The organism is Pseudomonas sp. CFBP 8758 (genome assembly GCF_014841725.1).
Lineage (GTDB): Bacteria > Pseudomonadota > Gammaproteobacteria > Pseudomonadales > Pseudomonadaceae > Aquipseudomonas > Aquipseudomonas baltica.
The window spans coordinates 491371-515900 of the sequence record NZ_JACYUK010000001.1; the positions used below are offsets into that span (position 1 = coordinate 491371).

At 65.0% G+C, this 24530-nt stretch carries 25 protein-coding genes; 19 read left to right on the forward strand and 6 right to left on the reverse strand.

Annotated features, from left to right (window positions below):
* The first annotated feature begins 4 nt into the window (after positions 1-4).
* The 9 genes from kdpB to IFT75_RS02415 all read left to right on the forward strand — a co-directional run bounded on the left by kdpB (position 5) and on the right by IFT75_RS02415 (position 11384).
* Positions 5-2059 carry a potassium-transporting ATPase subunit KdpB gene (kdpB, locus tag IFT75_RS02375; protein ID WP_192053118.1) on the forward strand — a complete coding sequence of 685 codons (2055 nt, stop codon included), beginning with the start codon at positions 5-7 and terminating at the stop codon, positions 2057-2059.
* Between the two features lie 16 nt (positions 2060-2075).
* Positions 2076-2636 (forward strand): potassium-transporting ATPase subunit KdpC, encoded by a 561-nt coding sequence (kdpC, locus tag IFT75_RS02380; RefSeq protein WP_192053120.1) that lies wholly within the window; start codon positions 2076-2078, stop codon positions 2634-2636.
* Positions 2637-2651: 15 nt separating this feature from the next.
* Positions 2652-5288 carry a sensor histidine kinase gene (locus tag IFT75_RS02385; RefSeq protein WP_192053122.1) on the forward strand — a complete coding sequence of 879 codons (2637 nt, stop codon included), beginning with the start codon at positions 2652-2654 and terminating at the stop codon, positions 5286-5288.
* A gap of 2 nt (positions 5289-5290) precedes the next feature.
* Positions 5291-6013, forward strand: coding sequence for a response regulator (locus IFT75_RS02390; RefSeq protein ID WP_192053124.1), 723 nt, complete (start codon positions 5291-5293; stop codon positions 6011-6013).
* Between the two features lie 255 nt (positions 6014-6268).
* Positions 6269-6547: a hypothetical protein gene (locus tag IFT75_RS02395; protein WP_122476107.1), complete on the forward strand. Its 279-nt coding sequence runs from the start codon at positions 6269-6271 to the stop codon at positions 6545-6547.
* 77 nt (positions 6548-6624) lie between these two features.
* Complete coding sequence (locus IFT75_RS02400; protein ID WP_122476106.1) at positions 6625-7542, forward strand: AAA family ATPase; 918 nt, start codon at positions 6625-6627, stop codon at positions 7540-7542.
* Positions 7512-8495 carry a DUF58 domain-containing protein gene (locus IFT75_RS02405; protein ID WP_446731048.1) on the forward strand — a complete coding sequence of 328 codons (984 nt, stop codon included), beginning with the start codon at positions 7512-7514 and terminating at the stop codon, positions 8493-8495. The genes IFT75_RS02400 and IFT75_RS02405 overlap by 31 nt, the downstream gene beginning before the upstream one ends.
* The gene (locus IFT75_RS02410) at positions 8492-10477 is read left to right on the forward strand and encodes a transglutaminase TgpA family protein (protein ID WP_192053128.1); all 1986 of its coding nucleotides are present in this window, start codon (positions 8492-8494) and stop codon (positions 10475-10477) included. Before IFT75_RS02405 ends, IFT75_RS02410 begins: the two co-directional genes overlap by 4 nt.
* A 112-nt stretch (positions 10478-10589) precedes the next feature.
* Entirely contained in the window at positions 10590-11384 is a 795-nt protein-coding gene (locus tag IFT75_RS02415; RefSeq protein ID WP_122476101.1) for an acyl-CoA thioesterase, read from the forward strand.
* Here the strand turns inward: IFT75_RS02415 and IFT75_RS02420 are convergent.
* Together IFT75_RS02420 and IFT75_RS02425 are read right to left on the reverse strand one after the other, a co-directional pair.
* Positions 11353-11598, reverse strand: coding sequence for a hypothetical protein (locus IFT75_RS02420; protein WP_192053130.1), 246 nt, complete (start codon positions 11596-11598; stop codon positions 11353-11355). The two genes, IFT75_RS02415 and IFT75_RS02420, sit on opposite strands and share 32 nt — an antisense overlap.
* A 174-nt stretch (positions 11599-11772) precedes the next feature.
* Positions 11773-12618 carry a TatD family hydrolase gene (locus tag IFT75_RS02425; RefSeq protein ID WP_192053132.1) on the reverse strand — a complete coding sequence of 282 codons (846 nt, stop codon included), beginning with the start codon at positions 12616-12618 and terminating at the stop codon, positions 11773-11775.
* A gap of 121 nt (positions 12619-12739) precedes the next feature.
* Here IFT75_RS02425 and IFT75_RS02430 point away from each other — a divergent pair, with 121 nt between their 5' ends.
* From IFT75_RS02430 to IFT75_RS02440, 3 genes are all read left to right on the forward strand, one after another.
* Entirely contained in the window at positions 12740-14161 is a 1422-nt protein-coding gene (locus IFT75_RS02430) for a transglycosylase SLT domain-containing protein (RefSeq protein ID WP_122476097.1), read from the forward strand.
* Between the two features lie 69 nt (positions 14162-14230).
* Positions 14231-14707, forward strand: coding sequence for a transcription elongation factor GreB (gene greB, locus IFT75_RS02435; RefSeq protein ID WP_192053135.1), 477 nt, complete (start codon positions 14231-14233; stop codon positions 14705-14707).
* Between the two features lie 219 nt (positions 14708-14926).
* A complete protein-coding gene (locus IFT75_RS02440; protein WP_122713797.1) occupies positions 14927-15235 on the forward strand; it encodes a class I SAM-dependent methyltransferase in 309 nt (102 codons plus the stop codon).
* A gap of 15 nt (positions 15236-15250) precedes the next feature.
* Here IFT75_RS02440 and IFT75_RS02445 read toward each other — a convergent pair whose 3' ends face one another.
* Positions 15251-17755, reverse strand: a complete 2505-nt coding sequence (locus IFT75_RS02445) for an ABC transporter permease (protein ID WP_192053137.1) — start codon at positions 17753-17755, stop codon at positions 15251-15253.
* Positions 17755-18438, reverse strand: coding sequence for an ABC transporter ATP-binding protein (locus IFT75_RS02450; protein ID WP_192053139.1), 684 nt, complete (start codon positions 18436-18438; stop codon positions 17755-17757). The genes IFT75_RS02445 and IFT75_RS02450 overlap by 1 nt, the downstream gene beginning before the upstream one ends.
* Positions 18439-18449: 11 nt before the next feature.
* Between IFT75_RS02450 and IFT75_RS02455 the strand changes: the two genes are divergently transcribed.
* The 3 genes from IFT75_RS02455 to IFT75_RS02465 all read left to right on the forward strand — a co-directional run bounded on the left by IFT75_RS02455 (position 18450) and on the right by IFT75_RS02465 (position 20466).
* Positions 18450-19055, forward strand: coding sequence for an arylesterase (locus tag IFT75_RS02455; RefSeq protein ID WP_122476089.1), 606 nt, complete (start codon positions 18450-18452; stop codon positions 19053-19055).
* 56 nt (positions 19056-19111) lie between these two features.
* Positions 19112-19405, forward strand: coding sequence for a hypothetical protein (locus tag IFT75_RS02460; protein WP_122476088.1), 294 nt, complete (start codon positions 19112-19114; stop codon positions 19403-19405).
* 92 nt (positions 19406-19497) lie between these two features.
* Positions 19498-20466 carry a L,D-transpeptidase family protein gene (locus IFT75_RS02465; RefSeq protein WP_122476086.1) on the forward strand — a complete coding sequence of 323 codons (969 nt, stop codon included), beginning with the start codon at positions 19498-19500 and terminating at the stop codon, positions 20464-20466.
* Between the two features lie 70 nt (positions 20467-20536).
* Here IFT75_RS02465 and IFT75_RS02470 read toward each other — a convergent pair whose 3' ends face one another.
* A complete protein-coding gene (locus IFT75_RS02470) occupies positions 20537-20788 on the reverse strand; it encodes an Lpp/OprI family alanine-zipper lipoprotein (protein ID WP_122476084.1) in 252 nt (83 codons plus the stop codon).
* A 296-nt stretch (positions 20789-21084) separates the two neighbouring features.
* Between IFT75_RS02470 and IFT75_RS02475 the strand changes: the two genes are divergently transcribed.
* Together IFT75_RS02475 and IFT75_RS02480 are read left to right on the forward strand one after the other, a co-directional pair.
* A complete protein-coding gene (locus tag IFT75_RS02475) occupies positions 21085-21225 on the forward strand; it encodes a hypothetical protein (RefSeq protein WP_192053141.1) in 141 nt (46 codons plus the stop codon).
* A 32-nt stretch (positions 21226-21257) separates the two neighbouring features.
* Positions 21258-21539 (forward strand): GNAT family N-acetyltransferase, encoded by a 282-nt coding sequence (locus tag IFT75_RS02480; RefSeq protein ID WP_122476082.1) that lies wholly within the window; start codon positions 21258-21260, stop codon positions 21537-21539.
* A gap of 66 nt (positions 21540-21605) precedes the next feature.
* Here IFT75_RS02480 and IFT75_RS02485 read toward each other — a convergent pair whose 3' ends face one another.
* Positions 21606-22679 (reverse strand): 3-deoxy-7-phosphoheptulonate synthase, encoded by a 1074-nt coding sequence (locus tag IFT75_RS02485; protein WP_122476765.1) that lies wholly within the window; start codon positions 22677-22679, stop codon positions 21606-21608.
* A gap of 214 nt (positions 22680-22893) precedes the next feature.
* Here IFT75_RS02485 and IFT75_RS02490 point away from each other — a divergent pair, with 214 nt between their 5' ends.
* Positions 22894-23394, forward strand: a complete 501-nt coding sequence (locus IFT75_RS02490; RefSeq protein WP_192053143.1) for a universal stress protein — start codon at positions 22894-22896, stop codon at positions 23392-23394.
* A gap of 122 nt (positions 23395-23516) precedes the next feature.
* Positions 23517-24491, forward strand: a complete 975-nt coding sequence (cysB, locus tag IFT75_RS02495; RefSeq protein ID WP_043185743.1) for an HTH-type transcriptional regulator CysB — start codon at positions 23517-23519, stop codon at positions 24489-24491.
* Positions 24492-24530: the final 39 nt, after the last annotated feature.

Here is a 24530-nt window from a genome sequence, read left to right on the forward strand (position 1 = left end):
GACAATGAACCGATCGACCGTTGCCGCTGCCACGCAACCATCACCGCCCGCCGGGGCCACCCTGAGTGCCTTGTGGCGACCGGCGCTGCTGCAGGCCTTCGTCAAGCTCGACCCGCGGCGACTGCTGCGCAGCCCTGTGCTGTTGGTGGTGGAGTTGTGCGCCGTACTGACCACTGGCCTGTGCCTGCTGCCCGACCCGGCGGTGCCGGCCGCGGTCGCCGTACAGATCGCCGTGTGGCTGTGGTTCACCCTGCTGTTTGCCAATTTTGCCGAAGCCTTGGCCGAGGGCCGCGGCAGGGCGCGCGCCGACAGCCTGAAAGCGGGCAGCCAGGGCTTGCAGGCACGCCGACAGTGCGCCGACGGCAGTTTCGAAACCGTCGCCGCCACTGTGCTGCGCAAGGGCGATGTGGTGCGCGTCGAAGCCGGGCAGATGATTCCCGGCGACGGCGAGGTGCGCGAGGGCATCGCTGCGGTCAACGAGGCCGCCATCACGGGCGAATCGGCACCGGTGATCCGCGAGTCGGGCGGCGATCGCTCGGCGGTCACCGGCAACACCCTGGTGGTGTCCGACTGGCTGGTTATCGAGATCAGCACCGACCCCGGTGAATCGACCCTGGACCGGATGATCGCGCTGGTGGAAGGTGCGAAGCGCCAGAAGACCCCCAACGAAGTGGCGCTGGACATCCTGCTCATCGGCCTGACCATGGTCTTCCTGCTGGTGGTGGTGACCCTGCAGCCCTTCGCCCGCTTCTCCGGGCACAGCTTGCCCCTGGTGTTCCTCTTGGCGCTGCTGGTGACGCTGATTCCGACCACCATCGCCGGCCTGCTGTCGGCCATCGGCATCGCCGGCATGGACCGCCTGGTGAGGCTCAACGTCGTGGCCAAGTCCGGGCGCGCGGTGGAAGCGGCCGGCGACGTCCATGTGCTGCTGCTCGACAAGACCGGCACCATCACCTTCGGCAACCGCCGGTGCAGCGCTTTGTACGCCGCCCCCGGCGTCAGCGATGCGCAGATGGCCGAAGGTGCGCTGTTGGCTTCGCTGGGCGATGAAACGGCGGAAGGGCGTTCGGTGGTCGAGTTCATCCGTCCGTTGTTCAGCGTCGACGAGCCGCCCGCCGAGCGCTGGCAGTCGGTGCCGTTCAGCGCGCAGACGCGCCTGTCCGGCGTCGACCTCGACCAGCAGTGCTACCGCAAGGGCGCAGTCGACTCGCTGCTGGCCTACATCGGCCAGTCCAGGGCGCAGCTTCCGGCCGCACTGGCCGACCATATCGAGCGCATCGCGCAAAGTGGCGGCACGCCCCTGCTGGTGTGCCGCGACCGGCAATTGCTGGGCGCAATCCACCTCAAGGACGTGGTCAAGCCGGGCATTCGCGAGCGCTTCGAGCAGTTGCGCAAGCTGGGCATCCGCACCGTCATGGTGACCGGCGACAACCCACTGACCGCGGCGGCCATCGCCGCCGAAGCCGGCGTCGACGATGTGCTGGCCGAGGCCACGCCGCAGAAGAAGCTGGCGCGCATTCGCCAGGAACAGGCCGATGGGCGGCTGGTGGCGATGTGCGGCGATGGCGCCAACGACGCACCGGCGCTGGCCCAGGCCGACGTCGGCGTGGCAATGAATGACGGTACCCAGGCTGCACGCGAGGCGGCCAACATGGTCGACCTGGACAGCGACCCGACCAAGTTGCTGGACATCGTGCGCATCGGCAAGGAACTGTTGGTCACCCGCGGCGCGCTGACCACCTTTTCCATCGCCAACGACGTCGCCAAGTATTTCGCCATCCTGCCGGCACTCTTTGCCGCGGTGTATCCGCCCCTGGGCGTGCTCAACGTGATGAACCTGGCCAGCCCGCAAAGCGCGATCCTTTCGGCCATCGTCTTCAACGCCTTGATCATCATCGTGTTGATTCCCCTGGCCCTGCGCGGTGTGCGGGTGCAGGCCAACAGCGCTGCGCAGTTGTTGCGGCGCAACGTGCTGATCTATGGCCTGGGTGGCCTGGTGGTGCCCTTCATCGGCATCAAGGCGATTGACCTCGTCCTCACTGCATTGCATCTGGTCTGACCCTGGAGCTTGAACGATGAACAGTTTGTTGCGTCCGGCCTTGAGCCTGATTCTGTCGATGACCCTGCTCACTGGCGCGGCCTATCCGCTGTTGGTATGGGCCGTGGGCCAGTGGGTGTTTTCCGCTCAGGCCAACGGTAGCCTGGTGCGCGATGCGCAGGGCGAGGTGCGCGGTTCCGCTTTGCTCGCCCAGGCCTTTACCGATGAGCGTTGGTTTCATTCACGGCCTTCGGCGGCGGACTACGCCACACTGGCCAGCGGTGCGAGCAACCTGGCGCCGAGCAATCCCGCACTGAACACTCGCGTGCTGGCGCAGGCCGATGAACAGTTCGATGCGCAGCAAGGTCCGGTTCCGCTGGCGCTGTTGACCACCTCGGCCAGCGGCCTGGACCCTCATCTGCCACCGGCGGCGGTGAACTACCAGGTGCCACGGGTGGCGCGCGAGCGCGGCCTGCCCGAGTCGACCCTGCGCGCGCTGGTGCAGGCACATACCGAATCTCCCCTCATCGGCCCGGCCGTGGTCAACGTACTGGCTTTGAACCAGGCGCTGGATCGGCTACCGTCGCAGTCCCGATGATGACGAGCCTGCGCCATGAGTGATTCCGGCCGCGCCGATGCCTTGCTGGCCGCCTTGCCCAGCGCTGGGCGTGGGCGTTTGAAAGTGTTCCTGGGGGCCGCCCCCGGCGTCGGCAAAACCTACGCCATGCTGCAGGCCGCCCATGCCCGTCAGCGTCAGGGCATCACCGTACTGGCCGCGGTGGTACAGACCCACGGTCGTGCAGAAACCGAAGCGCTGCTGGTCGGCCTGCCGCAGCAGGCGCTGCTGCGTTGCCAGTACCGCGACGTGATGCTGGAGGAAATGGACCTGGACGCGGTGCTCGCTGCCCGCCCGGCCCTGGTGCTGGTCGACGAACTGGCGCACAGCAATGCCCCCGGCAGCCGCCACGCCAAGCGCTGGCAGGACGTGCAGGAGCTGCTCGCCGCCGGTATCGACGTCTACACCACGGTCAACGTGCAACACCTGGAAAGCCTGAACGACCAGGTCCAGACCATCACCGGCGTGCAGGTGCGCGAAACCCTGCCCGATTGGGTGGTGCAGGAAGCCGACGATCTGCTGCTGATCGACCTGCCGCCGCGCGAGCTGCTCGAACGCCTGCGCGAGGGCAAGGTGTACGTGCCCGAGCAGGCGCGGGCGGCCATCGACGCGTTCTTCACCCAGACCAATCTCAGCGCCCTGCGCGAGCTGGCCATGCAAACCGCGGCGGCCCAGGTCGACGACGATCTGCACGAAGGTTATCGCAGCCTCGGCCAGCAGGCTCCCAGCGTCCGGGGACGGCTGCTGGTGGGCATTGCCGGCGACGAGCAGGCCGAGCGCCTGGTGCGCCACGCCAGCCGCGTCGCGCGTCGCCGCCATCTGCCTTGGTCGGTGGTCCATGTGGATAACGGCGCGCTGCTCGACGAAGCGGCGCGCCAGCGCCTGCAGCTGGCCCAGCAGATGGCCGAACGCCTGGGCGGCGAGGTGGTGGAGCTGCGCGATGCGGAAGTGGCCAGGACCTTGCTGCAGCATGCCGCCGACCGTCGCGCCAATCTGGTGCTGGTCGGCCAGTCGCGTCGACGCCGCTTCGGCGCGGGCCTGGCCGAGCGCTTGCTGCGCCAGCCCAGCGGCATCGAGATCAACGTACTGGCGCGGACTCAAGAACATGCGCCGCAACCACGGCGTGCACGGCCCGTTGGACGCTGGCGCGAATATGCCTTGGCGCTGACCGCCACGCTGCTGGCCAGCGGGCTGGCCTGGGCGGTGGCGCAGGTGCTGGACCTGCCCAATATCTCTCTGGTATTTCTCGCCGCAGTGCTGCTGGTGGCGGTACGCAGCAGCCCGGGGCCGGCGCTGAGCTGCGCGGCGCTGTCGTTCCTGGCGTACGACTTTCTGTTCATTCCGCCCAACTTCTCCCTGAGCATCCAGCGTCAGGAAGACGTCTTGACCCTACTGTTCTTTCTGTTGATGGCGGCGCTCACGGGCAATCTGGCGGCACGCCAGCGTCAGCAGCTCAGTGCCCTGCGCGAAACCCAGGCACACACCGCGCAACTGCTGGAGCTGTCCCGGCTGCTGGCGGCGGCGACCGACCGCCAGGCGGTGTTCAGCGCGGCCGCGCAGCACCTGCACGGTTGGCCTGGGCTGGACATCTGTCTACTCGAGCGCGGCGAGCAGGGCTGGAAGGTGGCCCACAGCAACACAGCGCAGTTCTCGACCACCGAACTGGCCGCCGCGCAGTGGGCCGGCAACCATGCCCAGCCGGCCGGGCTGGGCACGGCGACGTTGCCCGCCGGGCGCTGGTGGTGGTTGCCGCTGACCCTGGAAGGGCAGGTGCTGGCGCTGCTGGCGGTGAGCGAACGACAGCCTGGGCGGCTCGACGGCCATGGTCGACGCTTGCTCGAGGCGTTGGTGCAGCCGGTGGCCCAAGCCCTGGCGCGGGCCAACCTGGCCCAGGATCTGGAGGCGGCGCGCCTGCACGGTGAAACCGAACAGTTGCGCAGTGCCTTGCTGGCCTCGGTGTCCCATGACCTGCGCACACCGCTGACGGCCATGCGCGGCAGTATCGACAGCCTGCTGGCCCTGGGCACGGCGCTGGCGCCGGACGATCGCCAGGCCTTGCTCGAAGTCACCCGTGACGAAGCCGAGCGCCTGGACCGCTACATTCAGAACCTGCTGGACATGACGCGCCTGGGCCACGGCGCCCTCAAGCTGGCTCGGGACTGGGTGGCAGCCGGCGATATCGTCGCCAGCGCCGTGGCTCGGCTGCGCGCACCCCTGGCGCCGTTGCAGGTCCAGGTGCAGGTGCCTGCGCAACTGCCCTTGCTGCATGTGCATGCGGCGCTGATCGAGCAGGCCTTGGTCAATGTGCTGGAGAATGCCGCTCGGTTCTCGCCGCTCGGCGGGCGCCTGCAGGTGTCGGCCAGCGTGCGCGACGACAGCCTGGTGCTGGCGGTCAGCGACGAGGGCCCCGGCATTCCCGAAGCCGAGCGGGCGAAGATATTCGACATGTTCTACACCGCTGCTCGGGGTGATCGGGGCGGGCAGGGCACGGGGCTGGGCCTGGCGATCTGTCAGGGCATGGTTGGCGCCCATGGCGGTCGTGTCGAAGTGACCAGCGGCATTGATGGCCAAGGCACCTGCATCGCCTTATGCTTGCCACTGCGCGCTCAACCGGGCGCAGACCCGGACACCTGAGCATGAACCTTTCCAGCACCTCTGGGGCCAGCAACGCCCTGGCCAACACGCTTCTGGTCATCGACGACGAGCCGCAGATTCGCAAGTTCCTGCGCATCAGCCTGGCATCACAGGGCTACAAGGTGATCGAAGCGGGCACTGGCGCCGAGGGCCTGAGCCAGGCCGCGCTGATGCGCCCCGACCTGGTGGTGCTGGACCTCGGTCTGCCGGACATGGACGGCCAGCAGGTGCTCGAGCAATTGCGCCAGTGGAGTGCCGTGCCGGTACTGGTGCTTTCGGTCCGCGCCAGCGAGGCGCAGAAGGTCCAGGCCCTGGACGGTGGCGCCAACGACTACGTGACCAAGCCCTTCGGCATTCAGGAGTTCCTCGCCAGAGTCCGTGCGCTGTTGCGTCAGTCCAGCGGCAGCGAAACCTTGGAGTCTGCTTTGCAATTGGGGCCTCTGCAGGTCGACCTGGCGTTGCGCCGAGTCATCCTCAACGACGCGCCGGTGGCCCTGACCCGCAAGGAATATGCAGTGCTGGCACAACTGGCGCGCCATCCAGGGCGCGTCATCACCCAGCAGCAGCTGCTCAAGGATATCTGGGGCCCCACCCATGTCGACGACACCCACTACCTGCGCATCGTCGTCGGCCACCTGCGCCAGAAGCTGGACGACGACCCAGCCGCGCCGCGCTTCATCGTCACCGAGCCTGGCGTAGGCTACCGACTGGCAAGCCCCGACTGACGCGCCACTTCCTGATAGACACTCATCCCTCTGTGGGAGCGGGTTCTACCCGCGAAGACGCCAGCTCTCACAACATCAATCCCGGATTTACATTCGAATCCGGCAGTGCCAGTACCGACGCCTTCGCGGGTAGAACCCGCTCCCACATGGACGCGCATCACTGGAGGCCACTCAACGGACCCACACAACGGCACTTTTTAGATGGCATACCGTCTGACCCAGCATTACCCTGATGTTTTTCCCGAGGTGTCATCGATGAAAGCCTGGATCTGTGTGCCACTGGTGGCACTGGCCTTGAGTGGTTGTGCTGGCAAGACCGCCTACCGCGACAGCTGCGCCACCCAGCTCGATGGTGCGTGGCATGAACTCGATCTGGCCAAAGCCGAGGGCCTGGCCGGAACCGTCAGCTATTCCAAGGCCCTGTCCCTGCTCACCGGGGCCAAGACCCAGCAACAGTTCGAAGCCTTCGAAGGCTGCACCAGCAAGGCCGAGAAGGCGCGGTTCTACATTCGCGAGTCACGCGCCGGACGTTGAAGCACGGTAGTCGCCCAAGGTCGCCGCAAGGCGCCGGGCGCGTTCTGCAGACGTAGTATCGACAAGGAGTGTCTGCCATGCGCAGTCGACTGGATGAGTGCCTGCAAGCGGTCAACGAAGTCCTGCTGGGCAAGGAAACCCAGGTGCGTCTGGCGATGACCTGTCTGATCGCCGACGGTCATCTGCTCATCGAGGACCTGCCCGGCATGGGCAAGACTACCCTGAGCCACACCCTGGCCAAGGTGCTGGGCCTGAGTTTCCAGCGCATCCAGTTCACTTCCGATCTGTTGCCCAGCGACATCCTCGGCACTTCGGTGTTCGACAAGGACAGCGGCCGCTTCGTGTTCCACCCCGGGCCGATCTTCGCCGAACTGGTGCTGGCGGACGAAATCAACCGGGCCACCCCGAAAAGCCAGAGTGCCTTGCTCGAAGCGATGGAAGAAGGCCAGGTCACCATCGAAGGCGCTACCCGGCCACTGCCCCAGCCCTTTTTCGTGATCGCCACGCAGAACCCCACGACCCAGGGCGGCACGTTCGCGCTGCCCGAATCGCAGCTGGACCGCTTTCTCATGCGCCTGTCGCTCGGCTACCCGGCCAAGGCCGCAGAGAAAGCCCTGCTGATGGGCGAAGCGCGACGCGATCTGCTGCCGCGCATGAACGCGGTGCTCGATCATGCGCAGTTGGCCGCGCTGCAAGCCCAGGCGCGTGCGGTACGCGCCAGCGACGCCTTGGTGGATTACGTGCTGCGCCTGGTGGAAGCTACCCGCAGCCAACCCCAGTTTGCCTACGGGCTGTCGCCGCGTGGCAGTCTGGCGCTGCTTGCTGCCGCCAAGGCCTGGGCGTTGCTGATCGGCCGCGACTACGTGATTCCCGAGGACGTGCAAGCCGTGCTGCCGTCGGTGGCCAGTCATCGCTTGCGCGAGCGCGCCGACCCCGCCGGACAAGGGGGCGGGGCGCTGGTGCAGTGGCTGCTGCGGGAGGTGCCTGCGCTGTGAAGCGTCTGCTGGGCGAGCGCTGGCGGCGCTGGCAGGTGCGCCGGCTGCCAGCGGCGCCGCGCATCGAGCTGGATCAGCGCCGAATCTTCATCGTCCCCAGCCGCAGCGGAACGGGCTTCATCGTCGTCTTGCTGCTGATATTCCTCGCCGCGATCAACTACCAGAACAGCCTGGCCTACGCCTTGGTGTTCCTGCTGGGTTCGGTGTTCGTCGTGGCCATCCTGCACACCTATCGCAACCTCAGTGGGTTGCTCGTCAGTGGCAACGGCGCCACTTCGGTGTTCGTCGGCGAGCAGGCACGCTTTGGCTTGCGCCTGGAAAGCGGCGGCAAGGAGCACCAGGCCATCGGCGTTGGCTGGGATGCCCGGCAATTGCAACGCAGCGACGTTGCCCCCGATCATGTACAGGCGCTGGAATTGAGCCTGCCTACCGAGCGCCGCGGCTGGCTGGTAGCACCGCGCATGCGCGTGGAAACCAGCTTTCCGTTGGGGGTGCTGATGGCCTGGACCTGGGTCGATCTGGGCCAGCGCGTGCTGGTGTATCCCCAGCCCCTGCAAGGCGAAGTGCCAACGCTGCACAGCGAATCGGCCGACATCGAAGACCAGGCGCAGCGTCTGCACGGCCAGGGCGTGGATGATTTCCAGGGCCTCAAGCCATACCAGCCCGGTGATTCCTGGCGGCGCATGCACTGGAAGGCCTGGTCGCGCGGTGAAGGACTGCTGGTCAAGGACTTCGCCGACCTTCGCGGCCAGGAGCTGTGCCTGGATTTCGTGGCCCTGGGCGGCGATGTCGAACAGCGCTTGTCGCGGCTCTGCTACTGGGTACTGACCCTGTCCCGCGAGCAGCGACCGTTCGCCTTGCAGCTGCCCGGCAATCGCCTCGACACCGACAGCGGCGATGCTCATCGCGAAGCGTGCCTGCGGGCGTTGGCGCTGTTTGGAGAGCAGCCATGAGTACGCCCGTCGCCATTCCGCGCGTCAGCCTGACCTGGCTGCTGCTGGCACAATCGCTGGTACTGGTACCGCTGTGGTGGCACGTGCCGTTGTGGCTGCTGGGCTTGTGGTTGGGTTGCACGCTGTGGCGCGTGCAGGTGTTTCGCATGCGTGCGCGCTATCCGGGGCGGCTGATCAAGGTGGCGCTGATGCTCGCGGTGGCCGCCGGCGTCTATCTGTCCAGCGGCACCTGGGTGGGCCTGGAGGCCACCGCCGCGCTGCTGGTGGCCGCGTTCCTGCTCAAGCTGCTGGAGATGCAGACCGCCCGCGACGCCCGCGTGGTGATTTTCCTCGGCCTGTTCTGTCTGGCAGTGGCCTATCTGTTCGATGCCAGCCTGGGCTGGGCGCTCTACAGCGTATTGCCGCTGCTGGCCTTAATGGCGGCCCTGATCGGTCTGCAGCAGACCCAGCTGATTGCCCGGCCCATGGCGACGTTGAAACTGGCGGGCAGCCTGGTGTTGCAGGCACTGCCGCTGATGCTGCTGTTGTTCGTGTTCTTCCCACGCCTGGAACCGCTCTGGTCGCTGCCGCTGCCCAAGCCGGGCCAGGGCGTGACCGGCCTGTCGGAAAGCATGAGCCCGGCCGACGTCGCCAGTCTCAGCCAGTCCGGCGAAGTAGCCTTTCGTGCCAGCTTCGACGGCGCCATACCGGCCAAGCGCGACCTCTATTGGCGTGCCCTGAGCCTGGATGTCTACGACGGCCGGACCTGGAGCCAGTCGCCGTGGATCCAGACCCAACTGGCAGCGGATTGGCAGCCGACGGGTCCGTCCCTGGATTATCAGATCATCCAGCAGCCCAGCGGCAAGCCCTGGTTGTTCGCGCTGGACGTGGCACGTACCGCGCTGCCCGGCGTGCGCCAGTTGAGCGATGGCCGCCTGCAGCGCCGTCGTCCGGTCGACCAGCCATTGATGTACGCGGTGACGTCGTGGCCGCAGGTGATTCGCGAGCCGCAGTTGGCCGCCCCGGCGCTGCGCACCGCGCTGCAACTGCCGGCCCAGGGCGATCCGCGCACGCGCCAGTGGGCACAGGGTCTGCGTGCCCGTTTCGACACGCCTCAGGCACTGGTGGATGAAATGCTGCGGCAGTTTCGCGAACTGCCTTTTCACTACACGCTCAATCCGCCAGTACTGGGCCGCGACAGTATCGACGAATTCATGTTCGACAGCCGGCGCGGCTTCTGCGCCCACTACGCCGGGGCCATGGTCTATGCCTTGCGTGTGGCAGGGGTGCCCGCGCGGGTGGTGGCCGGCTACCAGGGCGGCGAACTCAACCCGGCGGGCAATTACCTGACCGTGCGCCAGTTCGAAGCCCATGCCTGGGTCGAATACTGGCAGGCAGGCACGGGCTGGCAACGGGCCGATCCCACTGCGGCGGTGGCCCCGGCGCGGGTCGAGCAGGGCCTGCAGCAGGCGCTGTCGGCCGACGAGGAATTCCTTGCCGGCTCACCCTTTTCGCCGCTGCGCTACCCTCATTTGACCTGGCTCAACGACCTGCGCCTGCAATGGGACAACCTCAACTACGGATGGCAGCGCTGGGTGCTGGAGTATCAGGGCGAGCGCCAGATCGAATTTCTCGCCCGCTGGTTCCAGGGCCTGCAACGCTGGGCGCTGCCGATCGGCGGGCTGTCGTTCATGCTGCTGGCCAGTGTCTGGCTGCTCAAGCCCTGGCGCCGGCGGGTCGATCCGCAGCTCAAGGAGTTCGCAGCGTTCGAGCGCCTGTTGCGCCGTCGTGGCCTGGTGCGCCATGCCGGCGAGGGCGCCATGGCCTTCGCCGAGCGCGCAGCCGTTCGTTTGCCCGCGCAAAGCGAGGCCATCCTGGCCTTCGCCTACGCCTTCATGGCCCAGCGCTATGGCGGTCGACCGGTTTCGCGCGAGCAATTGCGTGCTGCGCTGACCCGCTTGCGCCGGCAACTGGGCCGTACGGCTGGGCGCGTGACTTCGTAGCGCAGCATGCCTCGACGACCGCTTGAACTGGAAATTGGCCGATATGAAAGCTGCGCGCTGACGCCGAGCTGTCTACCATAAAGCCCATCGACAACCACCCCAAGGCCGGCCCATGAACCTTCGCGACTTGCTGGCAAGCGCACGACGTCCACCCCACAGCGTTACCGTACCTCGCGAATGGAGCCAGGGTCGCGCCTGCTACGGCGGGCTCATGGCCGCTTTGCTGCACGAGGCCATGGCGGCGCAGGTCCCTGGCCGGCCGGTGCGTTCGATGGCAATCACGTTCGTGGGGCCAGCCGAACTGGAAGTCCCCATGGATCTACAGGTGGAAATATTGCGCGAGGGCAGTGCGGTGACCTCGGTGCTGGCGCGGGCAGTGCAGAACGGACGCACCATGACCGTGGTCCAGGCCAGCTTCGGTCTACCGCGCGAATCGGCGATCACCCTCAGCGCGATGCCGGTGCCGGCCATGAAAACGCTGGAACAGTCCACCGCGCTGCCATATCTGCCTGGGGTCACGCCGGAGTACATTCGCCATCTGGACATGCGCTGGGGAATCGGCGCGCTGCCATTCAGCAATACGCCGGTCGCCGGTATCGGCGGATGGATGCAGCTGCGTGAGCATGATCGCGATGAGCCGATCACCGAAGCGTTGTTACTGGTATTGGGCGACGCCTGGCCGCCTGCATTGCTGCCCTATCTGAGCAAGCCTGCGCCCGGCAGCAGCCTGACCTGGACTATCGAGTTCATTCAACCGATGCCTGCAATGCGCAGCGGCGACTGGTGCCGCTACCAGGCCCTGATCGAGCATGCCCGCGATGGCTACGGGCACACCTCTGCGGCCATGTGGAACCCCGAGGGAGAGCTGCTGGCTATCAGCCGGCAGACGGTGACAGTTTTTGGCTGAGCTCGGCCTGGCTGGGTTCACGCTGGCCGCGGCCCAGGGCGAACGCGGCGACCAGGCCAATGACACCGATGGCCGCTTCGCCAATGCTGGCACAGGCGGCGGCATCGAGCAGCATCAAGGCTGAAAGAGCCAGCAATGGCAGGGCAATGGCGCGCGACACACGCAGGCCGTTGTTCGGGTCGTTGACGATCTTCAATGCGGTGGTGTCGTTCATGGCTCAATGCTCCCTGGGCGCGGTGCAACGGGACCTGGATCAACAAGACGATGTCGCTTGAGCCATTTCTGGATGGCATGACCTGTAGAGTCCTGCCACCGGCGAATTGTTCAGCTCTATCCTGGTCCGGATCAGTTGAGAACGATAATAGTCAGCCCTGGCATTGGCCGCGAATCAAGCTTCGCTATCGGCGCCATAGAGGCCAGCTGCGGCGCTGGGGATTTCAGGCAGGGCGAAAAACGTCCGCGCGCAGGCCGTCGTGCTCAGCGCCAGTTCGGCCACGCTTTCACCGCGATGCAGGGCCACTTCACGCAGGACCTCAGTGAGGAAGGCCGGCTCGTTGCGGCCGCTCTTGGGCTTGGGGCGCAAGGTGCGCGGCAGCAGGTACGGCGCATCGCTCTCGAGCATCAACCGCGCGGCAGGAATGCTGCCCACCAGCGGATGCAGATGGGTGCCGCGACGCTCGTCGCAGATCCAGCCGGTGATGCCGATATGCAGGTCCAGGTCCAGATAACCGAACAGCGCCTGGCGCTCGCCGGTAAAGCAGTGCACTACGGCGGCCGGCAGGTGGTCACGGTAATCCTTGAGAATGTCCAGCAGGCGCTGGTGGGCGTCGCGCTCGTGGAGGAATACCGGCAGCTGCAACTCCACGGCCAGGGCCAGATGTTCCTGCAGCACCTTTTCCTGCTGCGGACGCGGCGAGAAATCCCGATTGAAATCCAGGCCGCATTCACCCACGGCCTTCACCTGCGGCAGGCGCAGCAGGTCGCGCAGGCGTGCGGCGCTGTCGCCGTTCCACTCGCTGGCGCTGTGTGGATGAATGCCCGCAGTGCTGAACAGCCGCTCGCCCGACTCATCCCACCGCTGGCACAGTTGCAGCGCCTGTTCGCTGCCTTCGACGCTGGTCCCGGTGAGCACCAGCTGACAGACGCCCGCCTCGTAGGCCCTCTGCAGGACCGCCTCGTGCTTCTGCGCGAAGCTGTTGTTGGTAAGGTTGACGCCGATATCGATGAGTTGCATGGTGCTACCTCGAAGCAGGAGGCGAAAAGCATACCAGAGCTTGGCGATTGGCAAGAAAGCCAAGAACTTCAAAAGGTTGTGGCGGTCCGTGAGGGGCTGCTCAGGACATTGCCGGGGAACCATGGGCCTTAGATCACTGATTGTCATGCTCTGTCTGGCCCTCGGGCTGCCCTCGGCTGCCGCCGCTCGTCCGGCGGGGCCTCCCCTGGCGGCGCACCCGGCCAAGGTCCGCGACCTGGCGCAGATCCAGTCGAGCAAGGTATTGCGCGTGCTGGTCAACCAGAGCCGCAACAGCTCTGGTCAGGTTCGCGGTCAGGCCATTGGCGTCGAATACCACCGCCTGCAGGCTTTTCAAGGTTATCTCAATGCTCACGCCGGCAAAGGCCAGGCGCTGCAGCTCAAGATCATCCCGCGCGCCAAGGAGCAACTGCTCGGCGCCCTGCAGCGCGGCGAAGGCGACCTGGTCGCGCCGGGCGAGTTGATGGAGCTGCATCCTTCCAGCAAGGTCGCGGCCAGCGATGCGGTGGTCGCCAATGTGCCTTTCGTGCTGGTGGGCGGCAAAGGCGGACGGCGTTACGTACGGGTCGAACAATTGGCCGGCAAGACCCTGGCCCTGTCCAACGGCAGCGCCGCAGGCGCTGCAATCGAACGCTTGAACCAGAAACTGGCGTTGCGCAAGCTGGCGCCCATCGACATCGAATGGGTCGACCCAAGCCTGGCCGCAGAAGACGTACTGGAGATGGTTCAAGCCGGGATCTACCCGTTGACCGTAGTCGAACTGCCCATCGCCGAGCGTTGGGCCAAGGTCATGCCGCGACTGCGGGTAGACCGTCGCGTGGTGCTCAGCGCACCGGGCTCGGTCAGCTGGTACGTGCGCCGCGACGCACCGCAGCTGGGCGCCAGCGTCGATCGCTTCCTGGCCTCTTACAAGGCGCCGAGCGACCAGGATGCCGCCTTCGTCAAGGTCTACCGCGGCTTGTACAAGGTTCACTATCCACTGGCCCGCAGCGACCGCCAGCGCCTCGAAAAGCTGCGCCCGGTGCTCCAGCGGCACGCCCGCGAGCAGCACATGGACTGGCTCAACCTCGCGGCGCTGGCCTTCAAGGAATCCAAGCTCGATCCGGCCGCCCGCGGTGGTGGCGGCGCCACCGGCCTGCTGCAGATCACCCCCTCGGCGGCGCGGCGGGTGGGCGTGGGCAACATCCAGAACCTCGACAACAACGTGCAGGCCGGGGCCAAATACCTGGCGATGATTCGCCGCAAGTTCTTTTCCAGCAACAAACTCAACGAACGTGAACGCATGGCCTTCACCCTGGCCGCCTACAACATGGGCCCTGAGCGGGTGCAGGCAATGCGCAAGGAGGCCCGCCGCCGCGGCCTCAACCCCGATCAATGGTTTTTCCAGACCGAACGCATCGCCATGGAGCAGATGGGCATGGCCTCGGTGAGCTATGTCAACAGTGTGAACAAGTACTACCTGGCATTCGCCCGCGAACGCGACTCACTGGAGCCCGGCGCCCGCAAGCTGGCGTCTGCTCGCTGAACGCCAGGCGTACTGGCAGGGCAGGGCGTTTGCTGTAGGCTACGGCTTTGAGCCTGGCTGGAGACCGTGTTGGCAACGAACATCATTACCCGTGAAGGGCACGAGGCATTGAGGGCCGAACTCGATCATCTGTGGCGCGTCTATCGTCCGGAGATTACGCAGAAGGTCGCCTGGGCAGCATCGCTGGGCGATCGCAGTGAGAACGCCGACTACCAGTACAACAAGAAACTGCTGCGCGAGATCGATCGCCGAGTGCGCTACCTGCGCAAGCGCCTGGAAGACGTCAAGGTCGTCGATTATTCGCCCGAACAGGAAGGGCGGGTATTCTTCGGTGCCTGGGTCGAGATCGAGAACGATGAGGGCGCGCGCAAGACATTCCGCATCGTTGGCTATGACGAGATCTATGGCCGCAATGACTATATCTCCATCGACTCACCCATGGCCCGTGCCCTGCTGAAGAAGCAGGAGGGCGACGACATTGTCGTGCAGATCCCCGATGGCGAAGCGCTCTGGTACGTAAACCAGATTTCCTACAAACCTGCCTGAATCCGGTGCGCATCCGTCGCAAGCCCTGCGAGTCAGGCGGTTGACTCGTGCCTGCCCGTTCACTAGGATTACCGCTCATGCGCCGATTTAGACAGCTACTTGCGGGGCGCCTGGGGGTTTTCACGAGCCCTCGAAATACCGCTAAAGCGCTGGTTCGGTGATGCCTCCCACCGCTGCCCAGCTCTCCCACATGAAGCGGTCGAGGCTGAGAACACCATCATGAACTGTCCCCGTCCCATCGTTTGCCTTGCGCCGATCCCGGCCAGCCCGTCCCTGCGCAATCCCCGTATCCTGCTGGTTGGCCAGCATCAGCCGAACCTGCTGCGCAGCCTCGATGGCTGGCCGCGTCGCCGTGGCAAGCCCGGTGCGTTCGTGGCGCGTTTCATCGACCAGCACAGCGCCTTGAAGAGCCTGCCCGACAACAGCTTCGAGCTGGCCGTGATCCAGGCACCGTCGGCCCGAGACGCCCACGAAGTGATTGCCCATGCCGTGCGCATCGCCCGGCAGGGGCTCATCACGCTGCGCTGAATCGCCCGCGGCGTTTCAGCCTTCCCTGAGCACCTGCAACGGGCTTGCGTTGAGGGCTCGACGGGTGCCGAACACCCCGGCGCCACCCACCAGCAGCGCGCCGATCAATGGCAAGCAGAGCAGCCAAGGGTGCGGCGTCCAGACCAGATCGAAGGCGTAGCGATACAGCACGAAGCTGATCAACTCGCTGCCCAGTGCTGCCAGCACACCACTGGCGGCGCCCAGCAGTCCGAACTCGATGCGCCGCGCCTTGACCAGCAGCTTGCGCTCGGCACCCAGCGCACGGAGTAGCGCGCCTTGGCGGATGCGTTCGTCCAGCGTGGCCTGCAGCCCGGAAAACAACACCGCCATGCCCGCTGCCAGCACGAACAGCAGCACGTACTCCACCGCCAGGGTGACCTGGGCGAGGATGCTGCGCAGCTGTTCCAGCAGCGCCTCGACCCCCAGAATGGTGGCCGCCGGGAATGCCCTGGACAGTTCGACCACCTGTGAATCATGACCAGGCGCAATATAGAAGCTGGTCAGGTAGGTGGTCGGCAGGTCGTCGAACGTGCCAGGCTGGAAGATCATGAAGAAGTTGGGCTGGAAGTTGTTCCAGTCCACCGTGCGCAGGCTGGTTACCACGGCATCGCGGTTGGAGCCGCCGATATTGAACGTCAGACGGTCGCCAAGCTTGAGATGCAGACTCTGCGCCACCCCTTCTTCGACCGATACACCGGGGACGTCGGCGCGCTCGGTAGCATTCCACCATTGCCCGGCGGTTATCCGATTGCCGTTGGGCAGGTGCTCGGCCCAGGTCAGGCTCAGGTCCCGCTGCACCGCGCGTTCACCGCGCGAGTCTTTTTCGACCAGCTCCTGCACTGGTGCATCGTTGATGTCGACCAGACGCCCCGGCATGACCGGGTACAGCGGCGCCGAGCGGGCGCCGGCCTGCTGCAGGTGGCCGGCAAAGGCATCGCGCTCGTCCGGCAGGATGTTCAGGGCGAAATAGTTCGGCGCGTCTTCGGGTAGCTGGTTCTGCCAGTTGTCCAGCAGCTCGCCGCGCAGCAGTGCGATCAGTGTCATTGTCAGCAGGATCAGGCCGAAGGCCAACGCCTGCCCGGCAGCCGCCAGGGGATGGCGCAGCAGTTGCCCGAGCCCCAGGCGCCATGGCAGGGGTGAACGCGCCAGCAAGCGGCGCAGGCTTTTCAAAGCCAGCAACAACAGACCACCCAGGATCAGCGCCGCCAACAGGCCGCCGGCGAGCAAAGCGAACGTCAGCACCAGGTCCAGGCTCAACCGCCACATGATCAAGCCCAGCGCCAGCAGCGCGGTGCCATACACCAGCCAGGTGCTTGGCGGCACTGGCAGCAAATCACGACGCAGCACGCGCAAGGGCGGCACCGCGCCCAAGGCCGCCAGGGGCGGAAGGGCGAAACCGGCCAGCGCCACCAGCCCGGTGCCGATGCCGGCCAGCGCAGGAAACAGCCCTCCGGCCGGTACCACGGCTGGCAGCAGTCCGTGCAGCATCTGGAACAGCACCAGCTGCGCCAGCCAGCCGATCAGCGCGCCGCTCAGGCACGCCAGCAGCCCCAGCAGGGCCAGCTGCACGCAGAACATCAGCATCACCTCGCGCCGCGACAGGCCGAGGCAGCGCAGCAGGGCGCTGGCATCGAAACGTCGCGCGGCGAAGCGGCTGGCCGACATGGCCACTGCCACACCGGCCAACAGCACTGCCACCAGGCTCGCCATGTTCAGGTAGCGCTCGGCCTTGCCCAGGGCGCCGCCGATCTGCTGGTTGCTGTCCCTGGCATCACGCAGGCGCTGGTTGGGTTCGAGTCCCGGCTCCAGCTGCTTCTGATAACCGGCCAACCGTTCGGGAGCGCCGCGCCACAGTTCACGGTAGGTCACCCGGCTGCCCGGTTGCACTACATTGGTCGCAGCCAGGTCCTGCAGGTTGATCATCACCCGGGGCGTGAGGCTGTAGAAATTGCCGGCACGGTCCGGCTCGTAAGTCAGCACCCGTGCCAGGCGCAAGGTCTTGCTGCCTACATCCAGGGTATCGCCCACTTTCAGGTTCAGCGCGGCCAGCAGCCGTGACTCGGCCCACGCCTCGCCGGGCTTGGGCCCGTCCCCGGCGGTTTCCTCGCCATACGGCTGCGCTGCGCTCTTGAGCTCGCCGCGCAAGGGGTAAGCCTCATCGACCGCCTTGACGCTGGACAGCTGGATACCACTGTCGGCGGCAATCACGCTGGCGAATTCCACCACCCGCGCATGATCCAGGCCAGCGTTGATGCCTGCATCGATCTGCTCCTGACGCGCCGGGCTGCTGCCCTGCAGGATCAGGTCTGCGCCGAGAAACTCGGTGGCGCGCAACTGCATCGCGCCGTTGAGGCGTGCTCCGAAGTAGCCGATTGCGGTACTGGCAGCAACCGCCACCAGCAAGGCGAAGAACAGCACGCGCAGCTCGCCGGAACGCGCATCACGCAACAGCTGACGGGCGGCAAGGGCCACCAGTCGCAACATCGGCAGGCCGGCCATCAGGGCTCCAGGGGCGCGACGAGGCGCCCGGCATCGAGGCGGATCAGGCGGTGGCAGCGATGCGCCAGGCGTTCGTCGTGGGTTACCAGCACCAAGGTGGTACCGCGTTCCTTGTTGAGCTCGAACAGCAGGTCGCTGATGCGCTCGCCGGTATGGCTGTCGAGATTGCCGGTGGGCTCGTCGGCGAACAGCACGTCCGGTTCGGCCGCGAATGCGCGGGCGATGGCGACACGCTGTTGTTCGCCGCCCGAGAGCTGGCGGGGCGAGTGGGTCAGACGCTGGCCCAGGCCGACCCGTTCGAGCAACGTGCGCGCATGTTCGCGGGCATCCTTGCGGCCGTCGAGCTCCAGCGGCAGCATCACGTTCTCCAGGGCATTGAGGCTGTCGAGCAGTTGGAACGACTGAAACACGAAACCGACGTGTTCGGCTCGTACCCGCGCGCGCTGGTCTTCGTCGAGGGTGCCCAGGTCCTGGCCGGCCAGGGTCACGCTGCCCGCACTGGGCAGGTCGAGGCCGGCCAGCAGGCCGAGCAGGGTAGACTTGCCCGAACCCGATGCGCCGACGATGGCCAGGCTGTCGCCTTTGGCCAATTCCAGCGAGAGTTCGTGCAGAATGGTCAGTTCACCTTCCGCGCTGGTGACCACTTTGCTAAGGTTCCGCGCTGTAAGAATGCTTGCGCCCATGGAGAGTCCCGATGCGAATGTGGTTGATGAGTGCTGGCCTGGGCCTGATGTTGGCCGCCCAGAGTGCAGCGGCAGGTACGGTACTGATCGTTGGCGATAGTATCAGCGCGGCTTTCGGCCTGGATACCCGTGCCGGCTGGGTCGCGCTGCTCGAGCAGCGCCTGGAACAGCAGGGTTTCAGCGACAAGGTGGTCAACGCTTCGATCACTGGCGACACCTCGGCCAATGGCTCGGCGCGGCTGCCTGCGCTGCTTGCAGCGCACAAGCCGGACCTGGTCGTGCTCGAGCTGGGTGGCAACGATGGCCTGCGCGGGATGCCCGTAACGCAATTGCAACAGAATCTTGCGTCGATGATCGAGGTCTCCCGCAAGGCTGGCGCCGAGGTCCTGTTGCTGGGCATGCAGTTGCCGCCCAACTACGGCGCGCGTTACACCCAGTCGTTCGCCCAGGTCTATCACACGCTGGCAGAAGAGAAAAAAGTGGCCTTGGTGCCATTTCTGCTCGAAGGGGTCGGCGGGGTGCCGACACTGATGCAGGCCGACGGCGTGCATCCCACGGCTGGCGCCCAGGGCAAACTGCTGGAAAACGTCTGGCCGACGCTCAAACCCTTGCTTTGACGCTTTTCTGCGCGCGGGCTTTCGGCTAATGTGGCGCCCCCTGTTTGGAGCCCCCGATGCCGCGTCCCGCCTGGTCCCTGTTTGCCTATCAATTGATCGAGCCCGACGATCAGCTGGACCTGTTCGCCTGCCAGGAAAGTCGCGTGCACCTGGCTGCGCGTCAGCTGGAACTGGGCGGTTCGGTGGACCGCACCCTGTGTGGAACCTTGCTCCCGGCCCAGCCGCGCTGGCTGGAAGTGCACAAGCTGATCTTTCGTGACCAACGGCTGTGCAAATTGTGCCGGGCCATCCTGTTCGCCCAGCGCAAGGGCACACGACCGGTATGGCCCGAGCTGCAGTCGATCCCCTGATCGGCGTCCTGACGGCCCCCGTCTACACGCGCCCGGCAACTGCGCGTACAATCGGGGCATTGTCCCGTTCAGTTCGACCAAGGATTTCCTGGATGCCGCCGAGCCTTTCCGTCCTCACCCGCAGCCTGTTGCTGGCCGCCGCATTCGCAGCGACGCCGGCCATGGCGCTGGAATTCCCGTTGCCACCTGCGGGTGAAGACATCATCGGCCAGGTGCAGACCATCACCGCCAAGTACGAGGACACCTTCGCCGACATCGCGACGGCCAATGACCTCGGCTATCTGGAAATGGTCGCCGCCAATCCTGGCGTCGACCCTTGGCTGCCAGGTGCCGGTACACAGATTGTTTTGCCGACTCGCTTCATTTTGCCGCCGGGTCCGCGCGAGGGCATCGTCATCAACCTGGCCGAGTACCGCCTCTACTATTACCCCAAGGGCGAGGACGTCGTGCGTACCTACCCGCTGGGGATTGGCCGGGAAGGGTGGGGCTCGCCCATCGCGCACACCAAGATCATCGCCAAGACCCCGAATCCGACCTGGACGCCGCCGGCCTCGATCAAGGCCGAGCATGCTGCAGACGGTGATCCGCTGCCCAATGTGGTGCCTGCCGGCCCGGACAACCCGCTGGGGCCTTTCAAATTCACCCTCGGCTTGCCGGGCTACCTAATTCACGGCTCGAACAAGCAGTTCGGCATCGGCATGCGCACCAGTCATGGCTGCTTCCGCATGTACAACGACAACGTGCTGGAGCTGGCCAGCATGGTGCCGGTTGGAACTGGCGTGCGCATCATGAACGAGTCCTACAAGTTCGGCATGAGCGGCGGCAAGGTGTACCTGGAAGCCCACGCGCAACTGACCGACAAGGGTGATCCGGTGACCCTGGACAGGCACACCGCCGTCATCAATGCGTTGCTCAACCGTCGCGACTTCGCCCCGGACATCAAGATGAACTGGGACGTGGTCCGTGATGTGGTCGCCGCCGAAGACGGCCTGCCGGTCGAAATTGCCGGGGCGGGTGTCCCGATGATCAGCAGCGCGCCCGGCAGCCCGCCCGCACCCTAGTCGGCTGTTGCTGCGCCCATAAAAAAACCGACCCAGTGGGTCGGTTTTTTTACAGCCTCGGACAAGGCTGTTACTTGCGGCTGGCCTTGTCGAGCATCCGCAGAGCGCGCTCGTTGGCTTCGTCGGCAGTCTGCTGGGCTTTCTGAGCGGCGGTCAGCGCTTCGTCAGCCTTGCGGTAGGCTTCGTCGGCACGGGCTTGCGAGCGCGCAGCGGCGTCTTCGGTAGCGGTCAGGCGAGCTTCGGTTTCTTTGGTTGCGCTGCTGCAACCGGTAGCCAGAACGGCGGCCAGGGCCAGTGCAGAGAATTTCAGAGCATTGTTCATTGTGTTCCCCTTCGAAGGACATTCTTTTAAGTAGCCATTTCTCATGAATGAGAAACTAGCCGCCGTACATACTACTCATTACTTGTAGTAAGTAAACGGACGCAGCGCAAGAGATGAAAAAAAATCCACCCATGCCCCGAGGTGCGGAACGTAAGCCGCAAACCACGGTCTAGCGCTGGTTGGGCGCAACCCAGGGGCGTGCGCAAGTGCATCGCGTAATTGCCTGATGCATGAACTAAGGCAGGGTTTAAATGTCTTCGGCCGCACGCAGTTGAGGGGTGGTCGGGAAGTCGAAAATGAGTTGCGGCGAAGACAATCAACTCGCCTGTACGCTGATGTTGTTTGCTGCCGCTGCAGGCATCACGATTGCGTTTGATGACAAAATCGGCAAAGGCCTGCGCAACTGTTTCTTCGTTGTACAAAGAGCGGTAAGGTAGAGGTCTAAATCCAAGACCCGCGAGGAAACGCGATGAGCGAGGCGCTTTCGATCCACCACGACCAGGCCGGTCACCAGTTCGAAATCAATATCGACGGCCACCGTGCGTACCTCACCTACATGGACCTTGGCAAACAGACCCTGGACATCTATCGCACCTTCGTACCCAATGCCTTGCGCGGCCGGGGCATCGCTGCGGCACTTACCGAGCAGGCTCTGGACTACGCCGAGAGCCATGGCTACACGGTGATCCCGTCGTGCTCCTATGTCGAGCGCTACATGGAACGCCACCAGCGCCGTGCGGCCAAGCTGTAGAAAGCCAGGCTGCATCTGCATGCCGCAAGGCCGGGTCAGTGGAAGCTATTGACCCGGCCCTTGGCTTCAGCGGCTACGCTTGGGCAACACATCCTTGAGTTTGGCGTGCATGCTGCGCAGTGTCTTTTCAGTGCTGGCCCAGTCGATGCACGCATCGGTAACCGATACGCCGTACTGCAGGTCGCCCAAGTCCTTGGGAATCGACTGACTGCCCCAATTCAAATGGCTTTCCACCATCAGACCGATGATCGACTGGTTGCCTTCCAGGATCTGATTGGCCACGTTCTCCATGACCAGCGGTTGCAGGGCCGGGTCCTTGTTGGAGTTGGCGTGGCTGCAGTCGACCATGATGTTGGCCTTGATGCCTGCTTTTTCCAGCGCCTGCTCGCACACCGCCACGCTGACCGAGTCGTAGTTGGGCTTGCCGTTGCCGCCGCGCAATACCACGTGGCCGTAGGCATTGCCCTTGGTGGTGACGATGGACACGCCACCTTCCTGATTGATGCCCAGGAACCGATGCGCACTGGACACCGACTGCAACGCATTGATGGCAACGGTCAGGCCGCCGTCGGTACCGTTTTTGAAGCCCACGGCCGAGGACAGGCCCGAGGCCATTTCGCGGTGGGTTTGCGATTCGGTGGTGCGTGCGCCGATGGCCGACCAGCTGATCAGGTCCTGCAGGTATTGCGGCGAAATCGGGTCCAGCGCCTCGGTCGCGGTGGGCAGGCCCATCTCGGCCAGGTCCAGCAGCAGTTTCCGGCCGATGTGCAGACCGTCCTGAATCTTGAAAGAGTCGTCCAGGTACGGGTCGTTGATCAGGCCTTTCCAGCCGACCGTGGTGCGCGGTTTTTCGAAGTACACGCGCATGACCAGGTACAGGGTGTCCGAGACTTCGGCGGCCAGCGCCTTGAGCCGGCGCGCATATTCGTGCGCCGCGTCGATGTCGTGGATCGAGCACGGGCCAATGACCACGAACAGGCGATGGTCACGACCGTCGAGAATGTCGCGCACCACTTCCCGGCCAGCGGCCACGGTGGTATGCGCGGCGGCACTGAGCGGGATTTCCCGTTTCAGCTGCGCAGGGGTGATGAGGGTTTCGTTGGAAGCGACGTTAAGGTCGTCGATCGGTAGGTCAGCCATCGTGTTACTCGTCAGGTCACGGGTGCCGGCCGCCAGCGAACCCCGCACGGCGAGGCACAGCATGATTATGAGCGGCGGGGGAGTCGAACCTTAGCGCGTTAGAGCGCATGCAGACAATGGATTTGTGCCATTGCCGTGCGCCGACGACCGGTGCGCGGCGGGCGGCACTGCTACGCTCAAGTATGCCTGTCGCATTGGCCACTTCGGAGGTCGCATGATCCGCTCCATGCTGTACGCCACTGACCTGGGGGTATATGCCCCGTTCGTCATGCAGCACGCCGTAGCCCTGGCGCGCAGTTTCAACGCGCAGCTGTATGTCATCCATGCCGTGGAGCCGATGGGTTTGATTGCCGAATCGGTGCTGCAAAGCTACCTCGACGAGTCCGCGCTCGACCGCCTGCACAGCCAGGGGCTCAATACCGTCATGGCCGGGATCGAGGAGAAGGTCCTGCAGAGCCTGCGCAGCGACCTGGGCGACGACGAGCCGGGCCTTGCCTTGATCCGCGCCGTGCGTGTGCGGCAAGGCGATCCAGCCGAAGTCATCCTCGACCAGGCCCAGCGGCTGGCCGTGGACTTGCTGGTATTCGGCAGCCACAGCCACGGTGCCAGCGTCGACGTTCCCCTGGGACGCACTGCGGCCCGCGTGCTGCAGCTGTCCCCGGTGCCGGTCTACATGGTGCCCCTGACCGAGCACCGCAGCCGACCCAGAGGGTGAGCACAAGGTTGGTTATTTTTCCTACAAGTTTAATAAAAAGTTCTAGATTTATTGTTACAACCTTTAATATAGTTATAACCCGTCGCCGATGACTGGCGGTTTTTCCTGTGTGAGGGATTCATATGAAGCTTCAGCAACTGCGCTACATCTGGGAGGTAGCGCATCATGACCTCAACGTCTCCGCCACGGCGCAAAGCCTGTATACCTCGCAGCCAGGTATCAGCAAGCAGATCCGCCTGCTGGAAGACGAATTGGGTGTTGAAGTCTTCGCACGCAGTGGCAAACACCTGACTCGCGTCACCCCGGCCGGTGAACGCATCATCACCACGGCAGGCGAGATCCTGCGCAAGGTGGAAAGCATCAAGCAGATCGCCCAGGAATTCTCCAACGAGAAAAAGGGCACGCTCTCCATCGCCACCACCCACACCCAGGCCCGTTATGCACTGCCGACGGTGATCAGCAGCTTCATCAAGCAGTACCCGGACGTAGCCCTGCACATGCATCAGGGTTCACCGATGCAGATTGCCGAAATGGCCGCCGACGGTACCGTCGACTTCGCCATTGCCACCGAGGGGCTGGATTCGTTCGGCGATCTGATCATGATGCCGTGCTACCGCTGGAACCGCTGCATTGCAGTGCCCCAGGGGCATCCGCTGACCAAGGTACCGAAACTGACGCTCGAGGCACTGGCCGAGTACCCGATCGTCACCTACGTGTTCGGTTTCACCGGTCGCTCCAAGCTCGACGAAGCGTTCTCGCGGCGCGGCCTGGCGCCGAAGGTGGTGTTCACCGCGGCCGATGCCGACGTCATCAAGACCTATGTGCGCCTGGGGTTGGGAGTGGGGATCGTGGCCAAGATGGCGGTTGATACCAAGCTCGACAACGACCTGGTGGTACTCGACGCCGATCACCTGTTCGAATCCAGCGTGACCCGCATCGGCTTCCGCCGCGGCACCTTCCTGCGCGGCTTCATGTGCGACTTCATCGAGAAGTTCGCGCCGCACCTCACCCGCGAGGTCATGGCCAAGGCCATCCAGTGCCACAACAAGCAGGAACTGGAAGCCTTGTTCGAAGGTGTCGAGTTGCCCGAGCATTGATCGCGCCGCTGTCTCCAGGCCTGCCATGCCCGGGCGGCG

What these genes read in the sequence shown, in the direction of transcription:
- IFT75_RS02470 (WP_122476084.1), bottom strand. Translation starts at nt 20,788, where the DNA reads ATGAACAATGCTCTGAAATTCTCTGCACTGGCCCTGGCCGCCGTTCTG.
- IFT75_RS02410 (WP_192053128.1), top strand. Translation starts at nt 8,492, where the DNA reads ATGAGTACGCCCGTCGCCATTCCGCGCGTCAGCCTGACCTGGCTGCTG.
- IFT75_RS02480 (WP_122476082.1), top strand. Translation starts at nt 21,258, where the DNA reads ATGAGCGAGGCGCTTTCGATCCACCACGACCAGGCCGGTCACCAGTTC.
- kdpC (WP_192053120.1), top strand. Translation starts at nt 2,076, where the DNA reads ATGAACAGTTTGTTGCGTCCGGCCTTGAGCCTGATTCTGTCGATGACC.
- IFT75_RS02415 (WP_122476101.1), top strand. Translation starts at nt 10,590, where the DNA reads ATGAACCTTCGCGACTTGCTGGCAAGCGCACGACGTCCACCCCACAGC.
- IFT75_RS02455 (WP_122476089.1), top strand. Translation starts at nt 18,450, where the DNA reads ATGCGAATGTGGTTGATGAGTGCTGGCCTGGGCCTGATGTTGGCCGCC.
- IFT75_RS02395 (WP_122476107.1), top strand. Translation starts at nt 6,269, where the DNA reads ATGAAAGCCTGGATCTGTGTGCCACTGGTGGCACTGGCCTTGAGTGGT.
- IFT75_RS02440 (WP_122713797.1), top strand. Translation starts at nt 14,927, where the DNA reads ATGAACTGTCCCCGTCCCATCGTTTGCCTTGCGCCGATCCCGGCCAGC.
- IFT75_RS02420 (WP_192053130.1), bottom strand. Translation starts at nt 11,598, where the DNA reads ATGAACGACACCACCGCATTGAAGATCGTCAACGACCCGAACAACGGC.
- IFT75_RS02390 (WP_192053124.1), top strand. Translation starts at nt 5,291, where the DNA reads ATGAACCTTTCCAGCACCTCTGGGGCCAGCAACGCCCTGGCCAACACG.
- IFT75_RS02465 (WP_122476086.1), top strand. Translation starts at nt 19,498, where the DNA reads ATGCCGCCGAGCCTTTCCGTCCTCACCCGCAGCCTGTTGCTGGCCGCC.
- IFT75_RS02445 (WP_192053137.1), bottom strand. Translation starts at nt 17,755, where the DNA reads ATGGCCGGCCTGCCGATGTTGCGACTGGTGGCCCTTGCCGCCCGTCAG.
- IFT75_RS02475 (WP_192053141.1), top strand. Translation starts at nt 21,085, where the DNA reads ATGAGTTGCGGCGAAGACAATCAACTCGCCTGTACGCTGATGTTGTTT.
- IFT75_RS02430 (WP_122476097.1), top strand. Translation starts at nt 12,740, where the DNA reads ATGGGCCTTAGATCACTGATTGTCATGCTCTGTCTGGCCCTCGGGCTG.
- IFT75_RS02400 (WP_122476106.1), top strand. Translation starts at nt 6,625, where the DNA reads ATGCGCAGTCGACTGGATGAGTGCCTGCAAGCGGTCAACGAAGTCCTG.
- cysB (WP_043185743.1), top strand. Translation starts at nt 23,517, where the DNA reads ATGAAGCTTCAGCAACTGCGCTACATCTGGGAGGTAGCGCATCATGAC.
- IFT75_RS02450 (WP_192053139.1), bottom strand. Translation starts at nt 18,438, where the DNA reads ATGGGCGCAAGCATTCTTACAGCGCGGAACCTTAGCAAAGTGGTCACC.
- IFT75_RS02425 (WP_192053132.1), bottom strand. Translation starts at nt 12,618, where the DNA reads ATGCAACTCATCGATATCGGCGTCAACCTTACCAACAACAGCTTCGCG.
- IFT75_RS02460 (WP_122476088.1), top strand. Translation starts at nt 19,112, where the DNA reads ATGCCGCGTCCCGCCTGGTCCCTGTTTGCCTATCAATTGATCGAGCCC.
- IFT75_RS02385 (WP_192053122.1), top strand. Translation starts at nt 2,652, where the DNA reads ATGAGTGATTCCGGCCGCGCCGATGCCTTGCTGGCCGCCTTGCCCAGC.
- IFT75_RS02485 (WP_122476765.1), bottom strand. Translation starts at nt 22,679, where the DNA reads ATGGCTGACCTACCGATCGACGACCTTAACGTCGCTTCCAACGAAACC.
- kdpB (WP_192053118.1), top strand. Translation starts at nt 5, where the DNA reads ATGAACCGATCGACCGTTGCCGCTGCCACGCAACCATCACCGCCCGCC.
- IFT75_RS02490 (WP_192053143.1), top strand. Translation starts at nt 22,894, where the DNA reads ATGATCCGCTCCATGCTGTACGCCACTGACCTGGGGGTATATGCCCCG.